The 23310-nt window shown below is 36.7% G+C and carries 27 protein-coding genes and 1 riboswitch; of the genes, 16 read left to right on the plus strand and 11 right to left on the minus strand.

Annotated features, from left to right (window positions below; genetic code table 11):
- The first annotated feature begins 157 nt into the window (after nucleotides 1-157).
- From EDD71_RS09085 to EDD71_RS09125, 10 genes are all read left to right on the plus strand, one after another.
- Complete coding sequence (locus tag EDD71_RS09085; RefSeq protein WP_133628423.1) at nucleotides 158-1321, plus strand: galactokinase; 1164 nt, start codon at nucleotides 158-160, stop codon at nucleotides 1319-1321.
- Nucleotides 1322-1337: 16 nt separating this feature from the next.
- Nucleotides 1338-2324, plus strand: a complete 987-nt coding sequence (galE, locus tag EDD71_RS09090; RefSeq protein ID WP_133628424.1) for a UDP-glucose 4-epimerase GalE — start codon at nucleotides 1338-1340, stop codon at nucleotides 2322-2324.
- A gap of 18 nt (nucleotides 2325-2342) precedes the next feature.
- Nucleotides 2343-3272, plus strand: a complete 930-nt coding sequence (locus EDD71_RS09095) for a DUF5107 domain-containing protein (RefSeq protein WP_133628425.1) — start codon at nucleotides 2343-2345, stop codon at nucleotides 3270-3272.
- Between the two features lie 25 nt (nucleotides 3273-3297).
- Nucleotides 3298-3684 carry an SMU1112c/YaeR family gloxylase I-like metalloprotein gene (gene gloA2, locus EDD71_RS09100; RefSeq protein ID WP_133628426.1) on the plus strand — a complete coding sequence of 129 codons (387 nt, stop codon included), beginning with the start codon at nucleotides 3298-3300 and terminating at the stop codon, nucleotides 3682-3684.
- A 385-nt stretch (nucleotides 3685-4069) separates the two neighbouring features.
- The gene (locus tag EDD71_RS15350; protein ID WP_166636423.1) at nucleotides 4070-4228 is read left to right on the plus strand and encodes a hypothetical protein; all 159 of its coding nucleotides are present in this window, start codon (nucleotides 4070-4072) and stop codon (nucleotides 4226-4228) included.
- 149 nt (nucleotides 4229-4377) lie between these two features.
- Nucleotides 4378-5421: a nucleotidyltransferase family protein gene (locus EDD71_RS09105; protein WP_133628427.1), complete on the plus strand. Its 1044-nt coding sequence runs from the start codon at nucleotides 4378-4380 to the stop codon at nucleotides 5419-5421.
- A gap of 40 nt (nucleotides 5422-5461) precedes the next feature.
- Nucleotides 5462-6637 (plus strand): glycosyltransferase family 4 protein, encoded by a 1176-nt coding sequence (locus EDD71_RS09110; RefSeq protein WP_133628428.1) that lies wholly within the window; start codon nucleotides 5462-5464, stop codon nucleotides 6635-6637.
- The gene (locus tag EDD71_RS09115; RefSeq protein WP_133628429.1) at nucleotides 6637-7668 is read left to right on the plus strand and encodes a glycosyltransferase; all 1032 of its coding nucleotides are present in this window, start codon (nucleotides 6637-6639) and stop codon (nucleotides 7666-7668) included. Before EDD71_RS09110 ends, EDD71_RS09115 begins: the two co-directional genes overlap by 1 nt.
- A gap of 77 nt (nucleotides 7669-7745) precedes the next feature.
- Nucleotides 7746-8303, plus strand: coding sequence for a 50S ribosomal protein L25 (locus tag EDD71_RS09120; RefSeq protein WP_133628430.1), 558 nt, complete (start codon nucleotides 7746-7748; stop codon nucleotides 8301-8303).
- Between the two features lie 101 nt (nucleotides 8304-8404).
- Nucleotides 8405-9106: an arginase gene (locus EDD71_RS09125; RefSeq protein ID WP_133628431.1), complete on the plus strand. Its 702-nt coding sequence runs from the start codon at nucleotides 8405-8407 to the stop codon at nucleotides 9104-9106.
- A 97-nt stretch (nucleotides 9107-9203) separates the two neighbouring features.
- Here the strand turns inward: EDD71_RS09125 and EDD71_RS09130 are convergent, their stop codons facing one another.
- Nucleotides 9204-10295: an AbrB family transcriptional regulator gene (locus tag EDD71_RS09130; protein WP_133628432.1), complete on the minus strand. Its 1092-nt coding sequence runs from the start codon at nucleotides 10293-10295 to the stop codon at nucleotides 9204-9206.
- Nucleotides 10296-10533: 238 nt separating this feature from the next.
- On the opposite strand from EDD71_RS09130, the gene EDD71_RS09135 reads away from it, so the two are divergent.
- Nucleotides 10534-11244, plus strand: coding sequence for a L,D-transpeptidase family protein (locus EDD71_RS09135; protein WP_166636428.1), 711 nt, complete (start codon nucleotides 10534-10536; stop codon nucleotides 11242-11244).
- Nucleotides 11245-11343: 99 nt separating this feature from the next.
- Nucleotides 11344-12585 (plus strand): mechanosensitive ion channel family protein, encoded by a 1242-nt coding sequence (locus EDD71_RS09140; RefSeq protein WP_133628434.1) that lies wholly within the window; start codon nucleotides 11344-11346, stop codon nucleotides 12583-12585.
- A 43-nt stretch (nucleotides 12586-12628) separates the two neighbouring features.
- Here EDD71_RS09140 and EDD71_RS09145 read toward each other — a convergent pair whose 3' ends face one another.
- The 3 genes from EDD71_RS09145 to EDD71_RS09155 form a co-directional block, all read right to left on the minus strand.
- Nucleotides 12629-12988 (minus strand): LiaF domain-containing protein, encoded by a 360-nt coding sequence (locus EDD71_RS09145; RefSeq protein WP_166636424.1) that lies wholly within the window; start codon nucleotides 12986-12988, stop codon nucleotides 12629-12631.
- A 56-nt stretch (nucleotides 12989-13044) separates the two neighbouring features.
- The gene (locus EDD71_RS09150; protein WP_133628436.1) at nucleotides 13045-13254 is read right to left on the minus strand and encodes a hypothetical protein; all 210 of its coding nucleotides are present in this window, start codon (nucleotides 13252-13254) and stop codon (nucleotides 13045-13047) included.
- A gap of 179 nt (nucleotides 13255-13433) precedes the next feature.
- Nucleotides 13434-13979, minus strand: coding sequence for a ferritin-like domain-containing protein (locus EDD71_RS09155; protein WP_133628437.1), 546 nt, complete (start codon nucleotides 13977-13979; stop codon nucleotides 13434-13436).
- A gap of 469 nt (nucleotides 13980-14448) precedes the next feature.
- On the opposite strand from EDD71_RS09155, the gene EDD71_RS16125 reads away from it, so the two are divergent.
- Nucleotides 14449-14535, plus strand: coding sequence for a hypothetical protein (locus EDD71_RS16125; protein WP_423244817.1), 87 nt, complete (start codon nucleotides 14449-14451; stop codon nucleotides 14533-14535).
- Between the two features lie 69 nt (nucleotides 14536-14604).
- Here the strand turns inward: EDD71_RS16125 and EDD71_RS09160 are convergent, their stop codons facing one another.
- From EDD71_RS09160 to EDD71_RS09190, 7 genes are all read right to left on the minus strand, one after another.
- The gene (locus EDD71_RS09160; protein ID WP_133628438.1) at nucleotides 14605-15102 is read right to left on the minus strand and encodes a DNA-binding protein; all 498 of its coding nucleotides are present in this window, start codon (nucleotides 15100-15102) and stop codon (nucleotides 14605-14607) included.
- Nucleotides 15087-16607 carry a TrkH family potassium uptake protein gene (locus tag EDD71_RS09165; protein ID WP_243116432.1) on the minus strand — a complete coding sequence of 507 codons (1521 nt, stop codon included), beginning with the start codon at nucleotides 16605-16607 and terminating at the stop codon, nucleotides 15087-15089. Before EDD71_RS09165 ends, EDD71_RS09160 begins: the two co-directional genes overlap by 16 nt.
- Nucleotides 16608-16725: 118 nt before the next feature.
- Nucleotides 16726-17385 (minus strand): potassium channel family protein, encoded by a 660-nt coding sequence (locus tag EDD71_RS09170; RefSeq protein ID WP_133628440.1) that lies wholly within the window; start codon nucleotides 17383-17385, stop codon nucleotides 16726-16728.
- Nucleotides 17382-18035 carry a potassium channel family protein gene (locus EDD71_RS09175; protein ID WP_133628441.1) on the minus strand — a complete coding sequence of 218 codons (654 nt, stop codon included), beginning with the start codon at nucleotides 18033-18035 and terminating at the stop codon, nucleotides 17382-17384. Before EDD71_RS09175 ends, EDD71_RS09170 begins: the two co-directional genes overlap by 4 nt.
- Nucleotides 18026-18391, minus strand: a complete 366-nt coding sequence (locus EDD71_RS09180) for an NAD-binding protein (RefSeq protein WP_133628442.1) — start codon at nucleotides 18389-18391, stop codon at nucleotides 18026-18028. Before EDD71_RS09180 ends, EDD71_RS09175 begins: the two co-directional genes overlap by 10 nt.
- Complete coding sequence (locus EDD71_RS09185) at nucleotides 18392-18772, minus strand: hypothetical protein (RefSeq protein WP_133628443.1); 381 nt, start codon at nucleotides 18770-18772, stop codon at nucleotides 18392-18394. It lies immediately after the preceding gene.
- Nucleotides 18765-19340: a transglutaminase domain-containing protein gene (locus tag EDD71_RS09190; RefSeq protein ID WP_133628444.1), complete on the minus strand. Its 576-nt coding sequence runs from the start codon at nucleotides 19338-19340 to the stop codon at nucleotides 18765-18767. Before EDD71_RS09190 ends, EDD71_RS09185 begins: the two co-directional genes overlap by 8 nt.
- A 349-nt stretch (nucleotides 19341-19689) precedes the next feature.
- Here EDD71_RS09190 and EDD71_RS09195 point away from each other — a divergent pair, with 349 nt between their 5' ends.
- The 3 genes from EDD71_RS09195 to EDD71_RS09205 all read left to right on the plus strand — a co-directional run bounded on the left by EDD71_RS09195 (nucleotide 19690) and on the right by EDD71_RS09205 (nucleotide 23294).
- The gene (locus EDD71_RS09195; RefSeq protein ID WP_133628445.1) at nucleotides 19690-21552 is read left to right on the plus strand and encodes a sensor histidine kinase; all 1863 of its coding nucleotides are present in this window, start codon (nucleotides 19690-19692) and stop codon (nucleotides 21550-21552) included.
- On the plus strand, nucleotides 21549-22130 hold the full coding sequence (locus EDD71_RS09200) for a response regulator (protein ID WP_133628446.1): 582 nt from the start codon (nucleotides 21549-21551) through the stop codon (nucleotides 22128-22130). Before EDD71_RS09195 ends, EDD71_RS09200 begins: the two co-directional genes overlap by 4 nt.
- Nucleotides 22131-22319: 189 nt before the next feature.
- Nucleotides 22320-22438: riboswitch (molybdenum cofactor riboswitch) on the plus strand.
- A 37-nt stretch (nucleotides 22439-22475) separates the two neighbouring features.
- The gene (locus EDD71_RS09205; protein WP_133628447.1) at nucleotides 22476-23294 is read left to right on the plus strand and encodes an ABC transporter substrate-binding protein; all 819 of its coding nucleotides are present in this window, start codon (nucleotides 22476-22478) and stop codon (nucleotides 23292-23294) included.
- The last annotated feature ends 16 nt before the right edge of the window (nucleotides 23295-23310 follow it).

Genomic DNA, 23310 nt, shown 5'->3' on the forward strand with positions numbered 1-23310 from the left:
AGGGTATCCCTCCATTTATGAATTGTGTTTGGTGGTACATATATAATTCGATAAATGTTGGGGGATATCCTGCATATAGATGAATGCAGAGCCTTGAAAATTAAGCCTTTCAAGGTTTTGCAAGAGACTAATTAAAAATAATTTTGGGGGGATTAAGATGAAAACAGTTACAATTAAAAGATTAAAGGAGCTGTATGGAGATAACGGAAAGGAAATAAGGATTTTCTTTGCACCGGGACGTGTTAACCTTATAGGGGAGCATACGGACTATAATGGAGGATACGTTTTTCCCTGTGCACTCGACTTTGGAACCTTTGCAGCAATACGCTTAAGGGATGACAGTAAAGTATGCTTTGCCTCAACAAACTTTGAACTTAGGGTAGAGGCAGACCTTAACGATATAAGATATCAAAGGAAACATGACTGGGCAAATTATCCAAAGGGAGTATTGAAAATGCTCCAGAATGAGGGGTATAATTTTAATGGGTTTGAAGTTGTATTTGAAGGCAACATACCAAACGGTGCTGGTCTTTCATCATCAGCATCCATTGAACTTGTAACGGCAGTGGCAGTAAATGAAGTTTTTAATTTGAATATTGATAGAATAGAGCTTGTAAAACTTTGTCAGAGGGCTGAAGACATATTCTGTGGGGTAAACTGCGGAATTATGGATCAGTTTGCGGTTGGCATGGGAAAGGAAAAGTCAGCTATATTTTTAAAGTGCGATACCCTTGAGTATAAATATGTTCCACTTGAAATGAAGGGATATAAGCTTGTTATATCTAATACAAATAAAAGAAGGGGTCTTCAGGATTCAAAGTACAATGAAAGAAGAAGGGAATGTGAAGAGGCACTTTCATATCTGCAGAAAAAGCTTGATGTAGAAAACTTGGGACAGATTACAATGGAAGACTTTGAAAAGTATGAGAGCTTAATACCTTATGAGGTTTTAAGGAAAAGGGCGAGGCACGTAATTTCAGAGGATAAAAGGGTTTTAGATGCAATCGATGCCCTAAAGAACAATGACCTTGCTGCCTTTGGAAAGCTTATGACAGGTTCACATGAATCATTGAAAGATGATTATGAAGTAACAGGAATAGAGCTTGACACCCTTGTTGAGGAAGCTTTAAAGCTTGATTTTGTGCTTGGTTCAAGGATGACAGGGGCTGGTTTTGGAGGATGCACCGTAAGTATTGTGGAGGAAGATAAAGTAGATGATTTCATCAATGTTGTAACCGAAAACTATGAAAAGAAAATCGGTTACAAACCAACTATGTATATTGCTGAAGTTGGTGAAGGGGCAAGGGAAATAAAATATTAATACGGGAGGATTTAAAATGGCTGTATTAGTTTGCGGAGGAGCAGGATATATAGGAAGCCACATGGTGGCTGAGCTTCTTGAAAAGGGAGAAGAGGTTGTTGTACTTGACAATTTTCAAAAGGGCCATGAAGCTGCTGTTCTAGGAGGCAAGCTTTATAAAGGAGATTTAAGGGATAAGGAGCTTCTTGATAAAATATTTACAGAAAATGATATAGAGTCAGTAATAGATTTTGCTGCTGATTCCCTGGTGGGGGAGAGTATGACAAACCCCTTAAAGTATTTTGAAAACAACGTAGGCTCAGTAATAAGCCTTCTTCAGGCTATGAGCAAACACGATGTTAAGTATATCGTATTTTCATCTACTGCTGCTACATATGGAGAGGTGGAAAATATTCCAATACTTGAGGATGACAGGACTCTTCCAACAAACCCATATGGTGAATCTAAACTAATGGTTGAAAAGGTGCTCAAGTGGTGCGAAGTTGCATATGGAATTAAATATACAGCCCTTAGATATTTCAACGTCGCAGGTGCCCATATAAGCGGAAAAATAGGGGAAGATCATAAACCTGAAACACACCTCATTCCAATAATACTTCAGGTAGCCCTTGGACAGAGGGATAAGATAATGATTTTTGGTGACGATTATCCAACAGAGGATGGAACTTGTATAAGGGATTACATTCATGTAACAGACCTTGCAAATGCACACCTTCTTGCCCTTGACAGGCTCAGAAATGGCGGAGAAAGCAAAATATATAATTTAGGAAATGGAATGGGATTTTCGGTAAAGGAAGTTATTGAGGCTGCAAGGAGAGTCACAGGAAGGGAAATTAAGGCTGAAGTTGCTCCAAGAAGGGCAGGGGACCCTGCAGTGCTTATAGCTTCTTCCGAAAAAGCAATTAAGGAACTTGGCTGGAAACCAAAATACAACGATTTAGAGGTTATAATAGAAACAGCATGGAACTGGCATAAAAACCATCCTAATGGATATGATAAGTAATCCTCGGGGGTAATAGCCATGATTTTAGAAAGTATATTTAAAGGGGAGAAGGCTTTAATATTAGAGAGCGAGGTTTTAAAAGTTGTAGTTCTCCCTGATATTGGAGGGAAAATAGCATCCATCTATCATAAAGGGAAGGATTTTGAGCTGCTTTTTCAAAACAAGGAAAAAATATATAGAAGGCCTGAACTTTATGCAGCCTTTGAGAACTACGATGCATCAGGCTTTGATGACGCCTTTCCGACAATAGATGCCTGCAGAGTTATGTATGATGGCAAAAAAGTTTTATACCCTGACCATGGTGAGGTATGGACATCTTCCTTTAATTATAAAATAGAGGACAACAGGGCTTACCTTTGGTTTAAGAGTGCTATTTTACCCTATGAGTATAAAAAGGTTTTAGAGCTTGATGGAGACAGGCTTCTTCTCAAATATGAAATAATAAATACAGGGAAAGATGCATTTCCGTGTATCTGGGCTATGCACTGTCTTATAAACTGCCATGAGGATATGGAACTTATTTTTCCAGAGGGAACTTCAGAAGTTATAAACGTTCATGAAAGCAGCAGACTTGGGGAGGTTAATAAGGTTCATTCCTATCCCGTTACAAAGGACCTTGATGGAAGGGACTACAGGCTTGACAGAGTTTTAGGCAGGGAAGCAAATCATTCTGAAAAGTATTATGTAAATGGAAAAGTGAGAGAGGGAAGATGCGGTGCATATTACCCGCATAAGGACATAACCTATTCAGTTAAATTTGATAAGGAAAAACTTCCATATATTGGCTTTTGGGTAACGGAAGGAGGATTTAGAGGCGACTACAACTGCGCACTGGAACCGACTAACGGCTTCTATGACAGCATCGATATAACAGCAAAGAACGGAAAGGTGTATAGTTTAGACCCTGGAAAAGAGTTGAAATTTGATATTGAGATAAATTTAAAGTAATAAAAAGTACTGTGAGGAAAAATATATGAAGCTAAAAAAGATACATCACGTGGCTATAATTTGCTCGGATTATGAAAAATCAAAGGACTTTTATGTTAATGTACTTGGCTTTAAGGTGATAAATGAAACATATAGAAAGGAAAGGGATTCATATAAGCTCGACCTTGCCGTAGGAGGAGAATATCAAATTGAACTTTTCTCATTTCCGGATCCCCCTAAAAGAGTAAGCAGGCCAGAGGCAAGGGGACTCAGGCACCTTGCCTTTGAGGTGGATAATATTGAAGAGGCTGTTAAGGAGCTTAAAAGCAGGGGAATAGAGGTTGAACCAATAAGAATCGACGAAGTTACAGGTAAAAGGTTCACTTTTTTTAGTGATCCTGATAAACTGCCCTTGGAGCTGTATGAGAAATAGTAAGGTTGGATGGTTTCCAGGGCGGGAAACTCTTTTAAGAGTTTCCCGCCTATTTTACTTTTTGATATAAATCAAAGGAGGTATTTTCATGGGTGGAGCAGATTTTGTAATAATTGTTCCCCTAATACCAAGCAAACAAAATAGTTTTGTAATAACTAGATATAAAGCGATTTTCGAAGCAATGGTTGATTTAAAAAAAATATTTTAAAATAACAACAAAATATCATGGAAAATTATTGTTGGTCTTAATTGACATTAAAGGAATGATTGATAAAATTTAAATTGTTAGCACTCAATTTACGTGAGTGCTAACAGATGCATAAACGAGCTTCCGCCGATATTTAATGTATAACATTAATCATTGGTGAAAGGAGGCTTTTTATATATGTATCATTTTGAAACAGGATTAAAAAGCAATGATAATACATATAAAGAGCTTTTCAGAAGACATGTTAACGATCCAATTCTAACAGTCAAAGACAGGCCCTACCTAGCAAATTCAGTTTTTAATTCTGTAGTTAGATCATTTGATAATAAAGTGTAATTGCTTTGAGTGAAAGACAGAAAGGCTAAGGCTAATATATTATGAATTTTATCACCCTTTTCTGTTTAGCAGGCTGGTATAGCTTGGCTGTTGTAAAATGTTTAGTCTTTTAGCCATAAACAAAAAAGTCTTTAAGGAGGGATGAGACTGTGAAGGCATTATTTTTAGCAGGAGGTATGGGTACAAGGCTAAGACCTTTGACCAATAAGTTACCAAAACCTATGGTTCCAATTATGGGAAAACCTCTCCTGGAGAGAAATATGGTAAACCTTAAAGATTGTGGTATAAGTGAAATGGTTTTGAGCACCTGTTACAAACCTCAGTATATTGAAAGATACTTTGGCGATGGAGACAGACATGGATTGAAGATACACTATGTGTGTGAAGATATTCCTCTTGGTACAGGAGGAGCTATTAAAAATACCGAAAGTTTTTATGATGACACATTTCTTATCTTCAACTCGGATATTTTAAGCAACATTAACTTCAAAGAACTTATCCAATATCATAAGTCAAAATCAGCAGACGTTACTATTGCGATTACTCAGGTAAATAATCCATCTATGTACGGAGTTATTGAATATGATGAAAATGGATATGCGATATCCTTTAAGGAAAAGCCGCAACCCCATGAAATTACCTCCAATTACATAAATGCAGGAGTGTATGTATTTGAACCGGAGGTTTTAAAGGAGATACCTTCAGGCCGGGTGGTATCGGTTGAAAGGGAAGTATTCCCGCTTCTGCTGCAGAAGGGATATAAAATTGCAGTATATAAAAGCGGTTCCTATTGGATGGACATCGGAACACCTGAAAAGTATTTGCAGGCTCACAGGGATATCTTTTCTGGAAAATGTAAAATTTCAGATATTGACTTTTCCGACAAGGATGTATATAGGGTGAAGAATGCAACCATACATAGTACAGTAAGAATATTAGGACCGGTATATATAGGTGAAAATGTAGAGATTGAAGCCTATGCAACAATAGGACCGAACACGGTTATTGGCAATAATGCACGGATAGGTAAGGGCAGCAAAATAATAGGAAGCGTGCTCTGGGATAATGTTGTAGTAGGAAATGGTGCAAGACTTTTTGGCACCATTATTGCATCAGACTGCAGCATTGAGCGAAATAATGATTATTACAATACGGTATTTACTGAAGATTATTGCCTGCAAATGGCCATTTAAGTAAAGAAAGATGGTACTACAAAGGAAGGAGTGAGCAAACATGGTTTCAAATCGAATGAGAAATATTGCTTTTTTAAGCACCTATCCACCAAGGGAGTGTGGATTAGCTACGTTTACGCAGGACCTTGTGAATGAGCTGGATAAAATCAAGCTTATTAATAGACCTAAGATTATTGCGGTTAGCAACGGAGATTATGAGTATGATGACAGGGTAATCATGGAAATTAAACAGCACGACAGGGAAAGCTATATTGAGGCTGCTAAAAAACTCAACGACACAGATATTGAGCTGCTGGTCATTGAACATGAATATGGGATCTTCGGAGGGGAGTGCGGAGAATACCTGCTGGATTTTATAAACAATCTGCAAATTCCAATTGTTACTACACTGCATACTGTGCTTCCAAAGCCTTCTGGGAAGCAAAGGGAAATCCTCAAAGCACTCGGACAGAGAAGCAAGAAAGTTGTTACGATGGCGAAGAACACTGTTAACATTTTAACGAGTGTTTATGAAATAGCTCCAGATAAGATTGAGGTAATTCACCACGGTGTGCCTTTCAGGGTAATGGAATCAAGGGAGAAGCTCAAGGAAAAACACGGCATTAAAGGCCGCAAAGTAATCAGTACCTTTGGGCTCATCAATCCGGGAAAGGGCATTGAATATGGGATTGAGGCTATTTCTGAGGTAGCAAAGAAACATAAAGATGTGCTATATCTCATTCTCGGACAGACACATCCTTGCGTCAAAAAGGAATCGGGTGAAAGCTACAGAGAAAAGCTTGAGAGGATGGTAAGAAGTCTGGGTATTGAAGAAAATGTTTGGTTTGTTAATAAATATCTATCTAAAGAGGAAATTATCCATTACTTACAGCTTTCTGATATTTACATGACACCATACCTGGGAAAGGATCAAGCGGTGAGTGGAACATTAGCTTACGCCGTCGGATACGGCAGGGTGATTGTATCCACTCCTTACAGCTACGCAATAGAAATGCTCTCAGAGGGCAGGGGGTTGCTTGCAGAGTTTAATGATTCAAAATCCCTTGCAGAATGCATTAATTATGTGCTGGAACATCCAGAGGAGAAAAAGAAAATGGAACAGAAAACTCTAAGCCTTGGAAGGACAATGATGTGGGGAAATGTGGCCAAACAGTATGCAAAGTTATTCATTACGTCTCTGGAGGATTATCTAAAAGGGGAGGCCCTGGTAATATAATGATCTGCTGCCTGCATAGATGGAAAGACGACCACATTTTCCGCATGACTGACGACACAGGAATGTTCCAGCATGCAAAATACGGGGTTCCTGACCCAACTAAGGGCTATACTACCGACGATAATGCAAGGGCATTGATTATGTCGGTACTACTTTTTGAAAGATACCCCGTAAAGAGGTATGAGAGACTAATATATCGATACATTGCTTTTCTTATGAATGCCCAGAATGAGGATGGTTGGTTTAAAAACTTCATGGGATACGACAGGAGATTCCTTGAAGAGAGGGGTTCTGAGGATTGTTTTGGGCGCTGTTTATGGGCACTGGGATTTACGGCATCCAGTGAGCATGTGCCACTAAATGTAAGGCGTACCGCAGGATATCTTTTGAAAAGGGCTATTCCAAACTGTGAGAATCTCAACTTTCCAAGAGCAAAAGCCTACTCCATTATTGGACTTGGACATCTTGAAACCGAAGAAGCCAAGTACCAAATAAGTCAATTGTCCAGATTACTTGCCGATCAATATGATCGTTTTAAAGATGAAAACTGGCATTGGTTTGAAGACGTTATTACCTACTGCAATGCTGTATTGCCCTGGTCGATGCTCATAGGATATAGGGTCACAGGAGAGATAAGGTATAAGGAGATAGGGCTGAAGAGTCTGAAGTTTTTGGAAGAGAAGACCTTTAGGGATGGATACTTCAAGCCCATAGGCTGTAAAGGATGGCTTGAGAAAGGAAAGGAAGCTGCTGAGTTTGACGAACAGCCAGTTGAGGCCTGTGAAATGATACTTACTTATCTTGAGGCTTATGAGGTTACAGGGGATAAAACCTATCTTAGAAAAGCAAGAAAGTGTTATAAATGGTATGAAGGATATAACTCTAAAGGGATTTCACTTGTGGATTCTGAAACAGGCGGTTGTTATGACGGTATTACAAGTAATGGAGTCAATTTCAACCAGGGAGCAGAGAGTATTATATCCTACTGCATATCCAGCTTGATCATGGAGAAGTATTGCAGCATAAAATAATATAGCGAGAATATCATAAATATTATATATTCCTTATTTCATAGATTTTTTAATCAATGGAAGGAGGAATAGATAATATGAGTGATGCAGTTATAAGAGCCATAGAAAGAACCGAAAAGCCGAATAGGGCAAGGAAAGATGGATTTGTACCAGGTGTCATTTATGGTAAAGGTATATCTTCTAAAAGTGTAAAGTTTGAGGCTGAAAAGTTGAAAAGACTATTAAGAGGTTGCAATAAGAATGGGAAAATAGGCGTCAAAATAGAGGAAGAAATCAAGCAATGTGTTATAAAGGAAATTCAAAAAGATCCACTTACTGGAAATATACTTCATATAGAATTGCAAATTGTAAATGAAAATGACATCGTAAAGCTGAAGGTTCCCGTTGCATTTAATGGACAGGATAGGCTGCAAGAGAGAAAGGAATTGCTTCAAATATTCATACCAGAGGTGGAAGTTACGGGACGGGCTGCTGATATACCAGGGGTTATAAGCGTAAATGTAGAAAATAAGAAATCTGGAGATAAGATTTATATAAAGGATATAAGTTTAGGATCAAAAATAAAAATTGAAAACGATCCTGATGAGATTATTGCCGTAGTTACTGAAGCAAAAGAGCTGGATGAAGCAGTTTAAAAGTAAATGGCTGTGGAGCGTAAATTCTGGTCTTAAATTTAAAATGATTATGGTCTCTTTCACAACAGAAGAAAGAGCATCGAAACTATGGAGGTGATTTTATGGACAGGTGCCTCTTAAGCGTTGACTGGGATTATTTCATTTATACAAAAAAGGAAAACTGGGGTTCGTATATTGAAAACAGCAAAAATGTCAACAGTATATGGTATAAACGGTATTTTCAATTCAAACAGCAGGGGCGAGATATACAGGAGTCATTTCAGTTATCCCCGGAAGTAGAAGATTTCTGGGATAAAGTCAGAAACAAATTTCGTTTGAGCAACAACACAAAGGTTTATGTATCCGATTCCCATGCCCTATCCTATAATATAGCCAAAGACAATGGCTGTACTAATGTCTATTTATTCGATGCCCATGCTGATTTAGGATATAATGGGCTTCCTTCCTTGAATTTTGAGATAAACTGTGCAAACTGGCTTGGTAAACTTTTAAAAGATAGAGTTATTTATAAGGTTAATATTATTTACAGCCCATTTACTGTGGAAAATCCAGAGGATTTCAAGCAAATCAATAATGCCTTTAACGTGAAATATTCTACGTGGGATACTCTTCCTGATAATGTAGAGATATCTACAATCCATATCTGCAGATCAGGAGCATGGACACCTCCATGGTATGACGATAAATTTTTCAAATTTGTAGAAGGTACAGGGTTACCATTTGAAAGCACTGGATGCAGTCCGAGGAAATGGGATACAAGAAATATAAACTTATCCGATCAAATAACCTACATGATGGCATAAACTGAATAATTAAAGTAAATCGCAAATATGTCATATCTCCAGGATATTATATATGAGTCAATATCCTGGAGTTTTTTACGTTGAGGAAGTAAAATGACTATAACCAAGAGCTTACGTACTTAATTATTATCGGGAAAAGTGCTATTACGCAAATATATCTTGCAAGCTGCAATATGGCAACTTTTGGGGCATCACCACCAAGATCCCTTGCTATTAGGGCCATGTCAGATACACCTCCCGGTGCACTTGCCAGAAGTGAAGTAATAAGTTCCAGTCCACTGACTTTGCTTATTAAAAGACCGATACACAGGTTCACGACAATAATACCGATTAAAAGTATGAAAGCTGGAAGAATAACGCTTTTAAGGGATATTAAATCTGCAAATGTCATTCTCTCTCCTATAAGTATTCCTGCAAATACCTGGGTTATCCTTCTGATATTTACTGACATATATCCTATTTTAAAAAATATGCTCAAAATACCTACCGCTATCATAGAAAAGGTCATGGCTCCTGCTGGAATTTTAATCTTGTATCCAAGCAAGCCAGCGGCAAGAGCGACTAACATTGTAAGAGCAAGATTTACATACTTTTCTTTTGTTGTATATTTAAGGTTAACAGTTTCATCAACTTCGGAAGAGGCACTGAGAAGATCGCTGCAGGCCTCCTTCTTGCTTCCGTTGCCATTTTTCCAGGCGGTTAGATGTGATGAAATGAACTTCATAAGCGAAGGAAAGAGAATCATAACACTCATTAGTCTGACCATCTGCAGTATTGCCACTTTTGAAGAATCTGCTCCCAAATCGCTGCTAATCAGGGACATATCAACAATTCCACCTGGCGCGCTGGCAAAGAGAGATGTAATTAAATCGATTGACGTAATTTTATACATTATGTATCCCATAAGGAGATCAAGGATTATCATGCTGGATACCATCAAAACTGCCGGCTTTATCATTAATCTAAGATCTAGAATGTCCTTATATGTAATTCCAGCTCCAATAAACGCACCAGCCGCTATTTGAGTAACTATTCTTACATCCTCGGGAAGGTAAGCATTACCTGTTATTACATTAAATAGTGCCACCGATAACATAGCTCCTACCATTGCGCCTGCTGGCACTTTCAGGCGTAAAGCTGTAAAACCACCAATGAGACCTATTATTACAGTTACAATTAGCTTAAACATATTAACAACCTTTCTAGTCCATTATATTTTTGCCATGTTTTACGATCAGTAATATTGTATCATTCAGCAGATGCTTTAGCAATAAAAGGCACCACATGAAATATTGAATGGATAATAGGAAAATGATGCTGATGCTCATAAACAGGAACTGCATTATTGTATATAAGAGTTTATTTATAAACTTAGCATGATTTTTAAGTGCTGCATCATAAAATTATACTGTATCGCTATGCCGGGAGTGTACCAATTGAAAAAGATTATATTCATTCTAATAGTAGCTATTTTAACTTTTATACTCGTTTATCTTTGTTATACAGCATTTGAGGGATATAGTACATCAAGCAGAATTTCAATGATAAATAAAAATAGGTATAGTATCTTTATTGATATAACAGAATCCAAGCTATATCTTATAGATATTTCAACGGGGAAATCTGTAAAGTCGTATCCAATCGCAAGTGGGAAATCGTCAACTCCATCACCCCTTGGGACCTGGAAGATTATAAGTAAGGGGGACTGGGGAAAGGGATTTGGAGGAGAGTGGCTTGGGTTAAATGTACCATGGGGTACGTACGGAATACACGGAACGAACAGGCCAGGATCAATAGGATATGCAGTATCACATGGATGCATAAGGATGTTCAACAAAGATGTTGAAGAGTTGTCAAAGTTTGTAGGATACGGGACAACTGTAGTTATATACGGTGGTCCCTATGGACCATTTGGAAACGGGTTTAGGGTGATTAAGCCCGGATGCAGTGGGGCAGATGTTTATGAGGTTCAAAAAATAATGAAGAATAGGGGATATTATCCATATGCTGTAGATGGCATTTATGGAGAGGGAATGAAGAGATATGTAATTAAGTTTAGGGTTGATAATCACCTGAGTTTAACACATGATATAAATGGGGAATTTTATAAAGCCCTCGGTATAAGGCTTATGGATTAAAAGCAGATGAGCATTAAAAAGTATAAATGCCGGATGGATATACCTTCTTCAGGGAAATATATTAATATAAAATAATATATCAGCATTCTGGAGGAAGGTATGGTAGAATATTTAAACAACTGGTTAATAAGTATTGGCACCGGTTCAGAACTTTCCTATTATATTGCAAATGGGATGGTTTTAGCTGGTGCCATATTATGCAGTTTCATTACCGCATTAATATCAAAACGAATAATTATCGTAGTGCTTCCTTTTTATATAAAGAAAAGCAGGAATATATGGGATGATATACTTCTTGAAAAAAAGGTTTTTGAGAGGCTTCACCATATTCCTCCTGCCCTTATACTCTATAAGTTTGCCTCTGCCTTTACAGGACTTAGAATATGGGTTGAACGCATCTCGATTGCCTATATGATAATTATAGGGCTAATGTTTTTTAGTGCACTGCTCGATGCAATGGATAATATATACAGGACATATGAAATATCGAAATCACGTCCTATAAAAGGTTATATCCAGATTTTTAAGGTAGTTTTATTTATAGTTGGAATTGTAATAGCCACAGGCATTTTGATCGATAAATCTCCCTGGATACTTCTAAGTGGAGTTGGAGCAATGGCAGCTGCACTTCTTATTATTTTTAAAGAAACCTTTATGGGACTTGTGGCAAGTCTTCAGATATCAGCAACGGATATGGTCAGGATTGGAGATTGGATTGAGGCTCCACGGTATGAAGCAAATGGTACAGTTGTAGATATAACGTTACATATTATCAAGATACAAAACTGGGATAAATCCATAACAACAATACCTACATATGCGCTTATTTCCGAGTCCTTTAAAAATTGGAGAGGAATGCAGGAAGCAGGAGGAAGGCTTATAAAAAGATCAATATACATTGATATTACAAGCGTTAGATTTTGCAGCGATGAAATGCTTGAAAAATTAAAAGGTATAAAATACTTAAAGGAGCATATTGAAATAAAGGCTACTGAGATGGAAAAATCTGAAATGAAGGCTTCCCCAGAGGATAACGTTGAGGATTTCAGGTTAATGACAAACCTTGGGCTTTTTAGGGTTTATATAACATCTTTTCTTAAAAATCATCCTGGTATAAGACAGGATATGACACTTATGGTAAGACCTCTTATGCCAGTAGAGAGTGGAATTCCACTTGAAATATATGCCTTTTCAGCGGAAACCTCATGGGAGAGTTATGAAGCTGTCCAATCTGATATTATTGAACACATATTATCGGTGGTCCCTGAATTTGGTCTCAGAATATTCCAGAAGCCCTCGGGTTACGATGTTAAAAATTCCAAACACTACTATGGGGAATGACAAAGGCAGTATTTGAGCCAATAGATTCAAATACTGCTAAAACTTACTTTAGTATAAGGATAAATTCGCCAATACCTGCCTTTATGTCAACATTAATTGTAATATTAGATTTGCCATAGGCCTCATTTACATAACTGCTTCCCTTTATAATAAAACCATCGGCGTTTAATTTCCCGATGCCCTTTTGAATTCTTACATTTACTCCTATATCCTTTGGAAGATAGAGGGTAGTTCTGCCAACGCCGCCGGCAATATTAACATTAAAGCTTTCACTGTAATTGCCGGACATATCCATTTTTACATCTCCTGCCCCCATCTTTAAGTTTACATCTCTTAAATTTAAATTTGAAAGGTTAAGATTTTCCTCTCCGGCACCAAATTCGATATAAATATTAATTGGCAATTTGTTGTTTAATTTAAAATTCCATTCATAACGATTATTTCGAAGATTAGCATTTTTTATAGATGGTTGATGTTCTTCGTACTGCCATCTATTGAAAGCTTACCAGCTCCCATCCTAAGGTTAATATCAGCTTTTTCAGCTTCCTGGAGCTCAACTTCCTTTGTCTCGCGATATTCTTTACCGGGACGTATAATTTCACTGCAGCTTGATAGAGAAAATAAAATCGCTATGCATAGAAACATGGCCGACAGTTTTTTAAAATTCATAGCTATCCACTCTTGATAAATTCCTTGATATGTTAATACACTTTATAATATACTTCAGTATGGAATTATTTACAACTACTGTAAAATAATATTTTTTAAAACAAAACCGCTGGAAGGTAAGTTATTTCCAGCGGTTTTGTATAACAAATATTATTAAATTGGTACCAGATGATTATGTTCTAGCATTTAACGCAGCCGCAAAGATAAACAAACCTTGTAGCATGTTCCTGTTCATCCGTTATAATTTCATATAACATATCCCTCAGCATTCTGCTCGGAAGCATGGCATATATTTTTCTGTACATCTCAACGGCTTCCAGTTCGCCGTCTATACTGGTTTCAATTGCTTCTTTAATTGAATCGTATCTTTCAACCTTTGGAACAGATACTTCGATAGGCTTTCCGGTGAGATGATGATAAATATGCTGGAACATTTTATAATGCTTTCCTTCATCCTCGTAGGCAAATTCAATTTGCTTTTTACATTTGTCGCTGCTTGTCATATCCATCATCATCTCATATTTTGCCCTGTCATGCAATTCGTCCTTCATTGCTTCAAAAAGCAAGTCTAATAGTTGCTGGGGGGATTGTGCCATATACATATTGCTGTGCATTGGATTTTCCATAGGCATATTCATGCCGGAAGGTATATGATGCGATGGCATAAACATAGGACAGGTCATCTTCTTTTGATCATGTCCCCTCATGTCCATTAGGTAGTACATTATAATCCTCCCTTACTGAATGATTGGAAATATTACATCTATATATACTATGAAATGGAAATAGGATTGGTTCAGGATAAGCGCAAAATAATCTCCATCTATTATATAGCCATAATATTCAGATATACATATAGCTTTTATTATACTAATTCTTTTAGGTTTGATTCAAAATATCCGGAGAAGTTATTCAAGGACCATAGTTCAGAATAATACCCTGCAGGAATATTTAGGGAGAGTATTCTCGTTTTATAAAATATTAATAATTTCCTTTGCAATATTGGGGCTTTTTATTGCAAGCCCGCTGTATAATCCCAATAGAAATAAACAAGTGGGCGGAACTTTTAGGTGTAAATGATGCTTTAGAAATTAAAGCATTAGGCGAGGAGCAAAGTTAAATAAGCCATGTAACAGGCACAGCAGCTTAAATCACTTTATAGCATAGAGTTTGATATAAAATGATATAACCTCCCTGCCGGAGCAAATTCAAAAATATTTTAGGTATTGCGTCTATATTGGAAAGGAAAAGATTATCAATGAGGATGTAAAGTGGCAGTGAAAAGTAAGATACTTGGCATATTCCACAAAGTATCCCCCGGCAGTTTAGTCCTGCAGGGGGAATTTTAGATTACTTATTGTGTTTAAAATATATGGAACCAATAAGAAGGGTTACAAGGGTAAGGGAAGCGCCAACTACTATCTTAATGCGGCTTACAGGTTTAAGTTGAACTTTTCCCGGGTCTACAATTTTAACATTACTGGCATGGATATCCATGTCACCTCCATGTTCCAAACAACTTTTATTAAATATTCCGGTAACCTCAACGATATCTCCTTTGTGCTTATAATCTCCAAAGGTTTTAATCTTTTTTGCATCCTCCCATTTCATCCATACTCCCATGGGAAGACTTCCATCGCTTATATTAACCCATCCATAATCTCCTCTTTTCATCGCCTCGCCAATGGCTTCACCTCTTATTGTGACTTCTTTGCCATTATAGACTGCAGCCTTTTCGACAAAGTCGCTAAAGTTTGAAACCTCATCAGCCCTGACTGTGAAGGATGTAAGAAGAGAAAAGAAAACTATAAAAAGAAGAAGGATATTTATTTTTAACGCCTTGAACATATTTTTTTAATACCTCCAAACAAGAAGCCTACTAAAGCAAATACGGAAATAAATTCAAGCCTGCCAAGGAACATTGCTATTATATAAAACAACTTCATAAGAGAAGGCATTGAAGGCGATGTAACTCCAATTGAAAGTCCAACGTTTCCGGTAACTGAAGCAGCTTCAAAAGCCGAGCTTAATAATGGATAGCCATAGTATGAACCAATTACCGTTCCAATTGAAAAAAGAACAACATAGCAAATTATAATAAGAGATGTGCTTTTAACAACTCCATCATCAAGTATTAAATCCTTAATGTGGTGGAATTTAAACACCCTTACTCTTCTCTCAGAGCTTAAAAGCTTTTTAATGTCTGCAATTATTCCTTTAAATACAATTCCTACTCTGAGTCCTTTAAATCCTCCAGCTGTTGAGCATGCAGAACCACCAATCAGCATTGCAATTATTAACATTATAACTGCAAAATCCCCCCATTCAAGAGCAAACTGCCTTGCATAGAGGCTTGCAAAACCTGTTGTTGTATGAGCTGATAACAAATGATATATACCTTTCCTAAAAATTGATACAGCATCGGTATATACGTTAAGTTTTGAAAGCCCAAGGGCTATAAAGAACGAGGTTAAGGTTGCTGTAATGAAAAAACTTTGGATTTCGATGTTTTTTACTATTTCCTTTTTATTTCCCTGCCATACAGCGTAGTGAAGTCCGAAGTTAAAGGAACCTATTATAAAGAATATTATGGTTAGTATTTCATAGGACATACTGTGATAGTAAAGAATGTTCTGCGACATAGGGGCAAATCCTCCAGTACTCCATGCTGACATAAAGATAAAAAGCCCATGAAAGAATGCAGATACTGGCTTTAACCCTATCATCATTCCGTTTATCCACATCAGCAGTGTACCAACTGCAAGATAGGACATGCTTATTGCCCATATTATTCTGGCTGTCCCTTTAACGTTTGGAACAAGCTCAATGTCCTTACCTTCTCCTACATACATCTTATAAGCGCCTGCTGTATCTCGCATAAGGAACGACAGTGCAAGAACGACCATTCCCTGACCGCCAACAAAGGTTAATATATGCCTCCAGGTGTTGAGGCTGAGGGACAGGTGTTCTAAATCCTGGGTAAGAACAAGCCCCGTTGTGGTAAATCCACTCATAACATCAAAGGCTGCATCCAAAAAAGAAAGAGCATGGCCGCTCAGCCTGTAGGGAATTGCACAAAGAAACATAAGCAAAATCCATGACAGGGAAGCGACTATAAGCCCATGTTTCCATTGAAATCTTACTTTGCCCAGGGATTTTTTTCCAAACATTATTAGTATAAGCCCAGTGCTTAAAGCTATATTGATGCTTATTATAAAGTCAGCTAATGCGCCCCACTCCTTAAAAAGTATAGAAACAATTATAGGTATCAGCATAAGAAGTGATGTCCATAATATTATAAAACCAGTGTAATAGCTTATAATTTTAATATCATAGTTTTGTTTATTTTCCATATTCATTAATCACCTCGAAAGTACAAGGTTCATGACAAAAAGCATTACCACAAATATCAAAACGAAGGACATTTCCAAGAATACGCCCTTTATAATCTTTTTAGCGCTTAACATAATCCTATTCCCCCATTATGCATCTTTCTACTTCATCTTTCATATTAACGCTCGTTACTATAAGAACCCTGTCTCCTTCTTTAATTTCCACATTCCCCTTTGGAAAGATAATTTTATCATTTCGCAGGATTGAAACTATAAGGCATTCCTCGGGAAGATCGAGGGAGCTTATTATTTTGCTGCACCAGGGGCTCTTTCTTAAAATGCTGGCCTCTGCGAGAATCATTTCTCCTCTATCAAGTGTTTGAATTGGCCTGAGCATGCTGCTGTTTAGTTCGCCTTCAATTAGATTAGCAATAACCTCTGTGCTGCAAACCGTCCTATCAACTCCAAGAGCCTTGAATATGGTTCTGTTTTTAGGATTGTTTATTCTTGCGATGGTTTTAGCTACGTTAAAATTTACCTTTGCAATCTGGCAAATAACAAGATTTTCTTCATCCTTGCCTGTAACAGCGGCAACGACTTCGGTTTTTTCAATATCAGCATCATAAAGAACTTCTGGATTGGTGCCATCACCGCATATGATATTTGCGTCAATTTCTTCGGCAGTCTTATCGCATATTTTTTTATTCCTTTCTATTAATGTTACATCATATCCCTTTTGGTTTAAGGTTTTTAGAAGGTAATAACCAACCTTCCCTCCGCCCACAACTATTGCTTTCATATTAACAACTCCTTTGATAGAGAAGCTATAAGCCTTTCTTTGTTCGTACTATCTATTGTACAAATAATCTTATCCCTTGGCTGAAGCAGCTGTCCACTATCGGGTATTTTGTAGGTATCGCCCCTTAAAACAGCCGACACTATACAATTAAATTCATCTTCAAAATCCTTTACTGTTTTAAGCTTTGCCTTTGGAATGTCTGTTTCTATAATCTCAAGGCTGCTGCTTAATATAAATAAGGTGCTAACTCTGGCATTTGTAATTCGCGTTTTTATGATATTAACTCCAAGCTCTGTAGGAGTTATAGTTTCAATTCCAAGCTTTTCATATATGAATTTCTTCTGAGGCTCGCAAACCCTGGCAATAACCCCTGAAACGTTGAAGATGTTCTTTGCAATTTGTGAAGCAGTAAGGTTAATGTTATCATCGTAGGTTAATGCGAGGAAAAAATCCGCCTTATCAATTCCGGCTTCCAGCAATATATCGGTATCATATTCAATACCCCTTATTCTGTGACCATTGAAACCGCTTCCAAGCCTGTCTAAATTTTCATCATCATTATCTATTACTGCAACGTCATGTCCTTCATCTGAAAGTTCCATAGCAAGTGTGCTTCCAAGTCCTCCACATCCAACAATTATTACATACATTTAGCTTCCTCCTTAAAGAAGAAATCTTCTATACTGTCTTTTAAGAGAAGATTTGCGCAAATAGCGAAGTCGATATCCTGCTTCTCCATAAACTCAAGATTATCAATGTTGTTTACAAGGGCTACAGTCTTACTTACTCCATAAACTTTTTTGGCCATCTTACATAAAAAAAGGTTCGTTTCATCGCTGTTTGTAAGTGCCAGAAGGTACTTGGCACGCTCAATTCCGTGATCTTTAAGAATTTTTTCATTTATTTCTTCCTGCTTATCTATATAGGAAACGCCAATACCTTTATCTATAAGGCTGTCAAGAATGAGCTGACTTCTTAGCCTATCTCCGACTACAAGTGCAAGCATTTATACTACCTCCCTTTCAATAAGCTCCCTTATAATGTGCCCCAGGCAAATCACCTTATATGCCCCGTCTGCTATCTGAAGCATTTTTTCGTCCTTAAACACAACATAAAGATCTTTGTGATTTTTCAATCCCTCTGCAAGCATCATATTGAGCCTGTCATCATTCGTTACTACAAATATGCTATCCACTAAATGGGTTTCAACCATGCTTTTAACAAGGGCAACATTTTTAATGTCGATTTCAGTTTTGATAATTTTGCGATGTTTAAAATTTTCAATATCTTCTTTAGAACCTAAAAACATTATGCTTTTACCTTTGCTTTCAAGTAAATTTATTATCATTTCAGTGTATTCGCTTTTCCCTATAATTGCACTATACATAGCTGCTCCTCCTGCTTCCAAATAACTTAGTGTGATATCTGCCTTTACTCATAATGCGTATAATGTTGTCGCTAAACTCAGCAGTTTTACTTAATGTGCTTTCAAAAATCCTCTTATCATCTATAAAGTAGTTTTCAGGCGCAAAATCATAGGGTCTGCTCCTATCCTCAACACCGGATATTCTAAGGAATTCCCTGTCAAAGCTGGCGTCGAGATAAAGCTTCTTACTAAAAAATTCTATTTCAACATAGAACCATGGTGCTTCCTTTCTACCTATGCCTGCTAATCTTTCAGTACGGTCAATTATAAATTTATATAAGAGTTTACAGTTAAAACCGCTGGTTTTAAGCAGAGTATGCAAAAGCACATTTTTATCAAAGTTGTTTCCTCTTCCCATTACAAGGGTTTCAGAGGCTCTTTGAATTGGCGCTGTGCTGTCATAGTATATTGAATTTTTAACCTCGTTATAAATAGCATTGAGCTTTTCAAGTCCAGATTTATCATCAAAGTTATTGCTCAGATAATTTATTATGACGCTGTTTCCAGCATCACAATATTGATTAAGCATTGTTTCATCTCCCCATAAAAGTTATTTTTAATAATTAAATAAATAATCAGTAAAACTCCAATGGTAATGGTTTTACTGATTTAAACTCTTTTGTATACGAGCTAAGATAAATGCTCGATGTTTCAAAGTTTCTTTATTAAATTATAGTACCGGTATGACATACTTATAAAGCTCACTAAAATTTCTGTTCAAAAAATATCATGTTTATTAAATTCAATGTAAATGGATTATCTTTATTTTTCACAGAAGTACTGTGTCTTTTGAAGATTTATTATAAGTATAATCAATTGACTTTATAAATTAAGGCTGATATATTAAAATGTTTATGTAGGGGAAAGGGGTGAGTTAAATGCTTAAAACGCTAAAAAATAAGATAACTTTTGTATATATGTGCCTTGTGCTTCTTATAGCTGTGGTGGGCATTACTGCTACTTTTAAGCTTTATGATATAACTAAATCCATAGACGGTCTTATGGTTAACAACTATAAGAGTATAAATGCAGTAAACAATATGCTTGAAATAGTTCAAAACCAGAATGTTGATATTTTAAATTATATTTATGAAGACAAGGAAAAGGCTATAGATTCTTTCCACAAAGACACTAACAGCTTTTACAAATGGTTCAGTATAGAGTATAACAATATAACAGAGGTTGGAGAAAAGGAACATAATGAAAGGATAAATGAGTACTATGTAGAATATGTAAAACTTTTCTCAAACCTTCAAGAGATAAGAAATAATGAGGGCATAGAAAGCGCTGTAAAGTTTTATAACGAAAAAATATTGCCCCTCCAAAATAGTATAAAGGATGAGCTTAAAAACCTCTCGCTTTTAAATGAAAGGGCAATGCTTACCAGTAAAGATGAGGCTGCAAGGGATTCGCAGAGTTCTTTAAAAATTGTCTTAATTATGTCTGCAGGAGCTTTAATAGGTGGATTTTTAGTATCTATATATTTTATAAATAAATTCTTCAAACCAATAGTTTTATTGACTGAAACAATGAAATCTGTAAGGGAAGGGAATTTAGACAAGCAGGCCCCTGTGATGTCAAAGGATGAAATAGGCGAACTTGCCCAGGAGTTTAACAACATGACACGAAGGCTTCAGGAGTTTGAGCAGAGCACCCTGGGAAAACTTCTTAATGAGAAAAACAAATCATTAGCCATAGTTAAAAGTATTTCAGACCCTCTCATTGTACTCGATACAAGCTATAGAATAGTGCTTTTAAATAAAGCCTGCGAGGACGTGTTCAATCTGGTTGAGGATAAGGTTATAAACAGACATTTACTTGAGGCGATCAGGGATGGAAACCTGTTTGATCATGTTTCAAGCATGCTTGCTTCAAATGAAGATGAGCATAAACAAAAGATAATGTATTTTAAATCCAATAATAAGGAATACTACTTCAATGTAATTGTAACGGCGGTTCGAGATGGTAATTCAAATATTAATGGTGTTGTTGTGCTGTTTCAGGACGTAACCAATCTAAAGCAGCTTGAAAAGATGAAAACTGATCTTATATCAACCATATCCCATGAATTCAAAACTCCATTAACTTCTATACTAATAGGCACAAGCCTTGTTGAGGATGAAAGCTTGGGAGAACTAAATGAAAAGCAGAAGGAGATCATTAATGCAATTAAGGAGGATGGTGAAAGGCTGTCATCCCTGGTAAATAACCTTATTGATCTTTCAAAGATTGAATCGGATAAATCTATATTTAAATTTGAAAAATGCTCAATAGAGGATGTCATTCTTAACAGTATAAAGGGTTTTTATGCCCAGGCCGAGGATAAGAATATAAACCTTTACTATAAAGTTACGGAAAACCTTCCACAGGTTGTAGCTGACTTTGAAAAAATCACCTGGGTAATAAACAATTTGATATCCAACGCTCTTAAAGCAACTGGAGAGGGAGGAGAAATTTCAATAAATGCCTATGCAAGACAGAACCGGATATACGTTTCTGTCAAGGATACAGGAGCAGGAATACCTGAAGAATATAGAAAAAAGATATTTGATAAATTTACTCAACTTGATGATCCTCACTTTGAAAGAAGTGGAAGCGGACTCGGACTAGCGATAGCTAAAGAGATAATAGAAGCACATCAAGGGGAAATATGGTGTGAGAGCAAGTTAAACGCAGGAAGCAATTTTATTTTTACACTTCCACTCAATAAAACTGAAGAGAGTTTAGGGGGAAATATATGAAAAAAGCTCTTGTGGTAGATGATACTAAAAATATTAGAATGCTTTTAACAACATGTCTTGAAGTTAATGATTTTACTGTCATAACTGCAAGTAACGGACGTGAAGCCCTTGAATTGCTTGAAAAGGAAAAATTTGATATCGCATTTTTAGATATAAAATTGCCGGAAGTAAGCGGTACGGAGATTTTAAGAAGGATAAGGGCAGAGGGAGTAAATGTACCGGTTGTTATAATGACAGCCTTTGGAACAATAAAAAATGCGGTTGAATGTACAAAACTGGGGGCGGTTGCATATCTTCAAAAGCCATTTACTGCTGATAAAATAAAGAACCTTCTTCAGGAGTTTTATTCTCTTGAGAATAAGAGCAATGATATTGCTGGTCTTGTAAAAAAAGGAAGGGAATTTATTTTAGAAAATAAAGAGGAAGAAGCCCTTTCCTGTCTTAAAAAGGCCCTTTCAATTGATCCTGCCTGTGGAGAAATATATTACTATATAGGAAGGATTTATGAGATAAAAGGAGATAAAGAAAAAGCGAGTAAATTTTATTTAACAGCAAGAAATTTTGGATATATAAATTGAATGTGAGCTGACGTAAAAACGTCAGCTCACAATTTTTTTTTAATCCATCAACAATTACTTTACATGATAAATCTCCTGTCATGTTTACAGAAGCTCTTGTAAAATAAACCTTCGGAACTTATTTTGTAGTTTAAGTCATAAAATTCACATGTTGATTATATATATAAGAATAAGAGAATTTCACTAAACAATATATTAGATCTCCGAGCTTGATTTTCTAAAGCCTCTGCAATGAAAATCAAGCCGATGGGTTCATCTGGAAACGGGTGGGCCTCCCGTGTTTGGAAAGGAGAATGGTTTAGAGCATTCTCCTTTCATATCTAAAAATATGAAGGGAGTTTTTTTATGAGGAAATTGTCACATGCCATCCTTTTAATTGCTTTAATGTTCGTTTTAGTGAACTGCACAGGGTCGTCAAAAACCATTACACTTGCGACTACAACCAGCACATATGACTCTGGGCTTTTGGATTATCTTATTCCGCAATTTGAGAAGGATACTGGAATTCATGTTAAAGTGGTTCCAAGGGGAACGGGAGAAGCAATGGAGATTGGTAAAAGAGGGGATGCTGACTGCCTTCTGGTCCATGCAAAGGCCAAGGAGGAAGAATTCGTTAAGCAAGGTTATGGAGTTAAGCGCTTTGACGTAATGTATAACGATTTTATAATAGTAGGTCCAAGGGAAGATGCAGCAGGGGTTAAGGAGAAGGCTTACAACGACCCAACCCTTGCATTAAAGCTTATTTCAGATACCAAATCCACATTTATATCAAGGGGAGATGAATCGGGAACCCATGTTAAGGAAAAAGAATTATGGGCAGGTTCAAAGATTACTCCAAATGGCACCTGGTACATATCTGCAGGAAAGGGAATGGGTGCAGTTCTTCAAATGGCCGACGAAAAAAGAGCATATACACTAACTGACAGGGCAACATATTTATCTATGAAGGACAAGCTTAACCTCGTAATAGTATGTGAGAAAAACGAGAAGCTGTATAACCAGTATGGCGTAATAAAGGTTAATCCTGAAAAACATAAAATTAACGATGATGGAGCGCAGAAATTTATAGATTGGATTCTATCAGATAAGGCTCAGGGGCTTATTAAAAATTTTGGCAAGGATAAATATGGAGAGCCTCTATTTATTCCAAATGCTAAAAAATAGGTGATACAAATGTTAT

Origin of the sequence: Fonticella tunisiensis (assembly GCF_004364155.1) — a bacterium.
In the GTDB taxonomy this organism is placed as follows: domain Bacteria; phylum Bacillota; class Clostridia; order Clostridiales; family Caloramatoraceae; genus Fonticella; species Fonticella tunisiensis.

What these genes read in the sequence shown, in the direction of transcription:
- EDD71_RS09085 (WP_133628423.1), top strand. Translation starts at nt 158, where the DNA reads ATGAAAACAGTTACAATTAAAAGATTAAAGGAGCTGTATGGAGATAAC.
- galE (WP_133628424.1), top strand. Translation starts at nt 1,338, where the DNA reads ATGGCTGTATTAGTTTGCGGAGGAGCAGGATATATAGGAAGCCACATG.
- EDD71_RS09095 (WP_133628425.1), top strand. Translation starts at nt 2,343, where the DNA reads ATGATTTTAGAAAGTATATTTAAAGGGGAGAAGGCTTTAATATTAGAG.
- gloA2 (WP_133628426.1), top strand. Translation starts at nt 3,298, where the DNA reads ATGAAGCTAAAAAAGATACATCACGTGGCTATAATTTGCTCGGATTAT.
- EDD71_RS15350 (WP_166636423.1), top strand. Translation starts at nt 4,070, where the DNA reads ATGTATCATTTTGAAACAGGATTAAAAAGCAATGATAATACATATAAA.
- EDD71_RS09110 (WP_133628428.1), top strand. Translation starts at nt 5,462, where the DNA reads ATGGTTTCAAATCGAATGAGAAATATTGCTTTTTTAAGCACCTATCCA.
- EDD71_RS09115 (WP_133628429.1), top strand. Translation starts at nt 6,637, where the DNA reads ATGATCTGCTGCCTGCATAGATGGAAAGACGACCACATTTTCCGCATG.
- EDD71_RS09120 (WP_133628430.1), top strand. Translation starts at nt 7,746, where the DNA reads ATGAGTGATGCAGTTATAAGAGCCATAGAAAGAACCGAAAAGCCGAAT.
- EDD71_RS09125 (WP_133628431.1), top strand. Translation starts at nt 8,405, where the DNA reads ATGGACAGGTGCCTCTTAAGCGTTGACTGGGATTATTTCATTTATACA.
- EDD71_RS09130 (WP_133628432.1), bottom strand. Translation starts at nt 10,295, where the DNA reads ATGTTTAAGCTAATTGTAACTGTAATAATAGGTCTCATTGGTGGTTTT.
- EDD71_RS09140 (WP_133628434.1), top strand. Translation starts at nt 11,344, where the DNA reads ATGGTAGAATATTTAAACAACTGGTTAATAAGTATTGGCACCGGTTCA.
- EDD71_RS09150 (WP_133628436.1), bottom strand. Translation starts at nt 13,254, where the DNA reads ATGAATTTTAAAAAACTGTCGGCCATGTTTCTATGCATAGCGATTTTA.
- EDD71_RS09155 (WP_133628437.1), bottom strand. Translation starts at nt 13,979, where the DNA reads ATGTACTACCTAATGGACATGAGGGGACATGATCAAAAGAAGATGACC.
- EDD71_RS09160 (WP_133628438.1), bottom strand. Translation starts at nt 15,102, where the DNA reads ATGTTCAAGGCGTTAAAAATAAATATCCTTCTTCTTTTTATAGTTTTC.
- EDD71_RS09165 (WP_243116432.1), bottom strand. Translation starts at nt 16,607, where the DNA reads ATGGAAAATAAACAAAACTATGATATTAAAATTATAAGCTATTACACT.
- EDD71_RS09170 (WP_133628440.1), bottom strand. Translation starts at nt 17,385, where the DNA reads ATGAAAGCAATAGTTGTGGGCGGAGGGAAGGTTGGTTATTACCTTCTA.
- EDD71_RS09175 (WP_133628441.1), bottom strand. Translation starts at nt 18,035, where the DNA reads ATGTATGTAATAATTGTTGGATGTGGAGGACTTGGAAGCACACTTGCT.
- EDD71_RS09180 (WP_133628442.1), bottom strand. Translation starts at nt 18,391, where the DNA reads ATGCTTGCACTTGTAGTCGGAGATAGGCTAAGAAGTCAGCTCATTCTT.
- EDD71_RS09185 (WP_133628443.1), bottom strand. Translation starts at nt 18,772, where the DNA reads ATGTATAGTGCAATTATAGGGAAAAGCGAATACACTGAAATGATAATA.
- EDD71_RS09190 (WP_133628444.1), bottom strand. Translation starts at nt 19,340, where the DNA reads ATGCTTAATCAATATTGTGATGCTGGAAACAGCGTCATAATAAATTAT.
- EDD71_RS09195 (WP_133628445.1), top strand. Translation starts at nt 19,690, where the DNA reads ATGCTTAAAACGCTAAAAAATAAGATAACTTTTGTATATATGTGCCTT.
- EDD71_RS09200 (WP_133628446.1), top strand. Translation starts at nt 21,549, where the DNA reads ATGAAAAAAGCTCTTGTGGTAGATGATACTAAAAATATTAGAATGCTT.
- EDD71_RS09205 (WP_133628447.1), top strand. Translation starts at nt 22,476, where the DNA reads ATGAGGAAATTGTCACATGCCATCCTTTTAATTGCTTTAATGTTCGTT.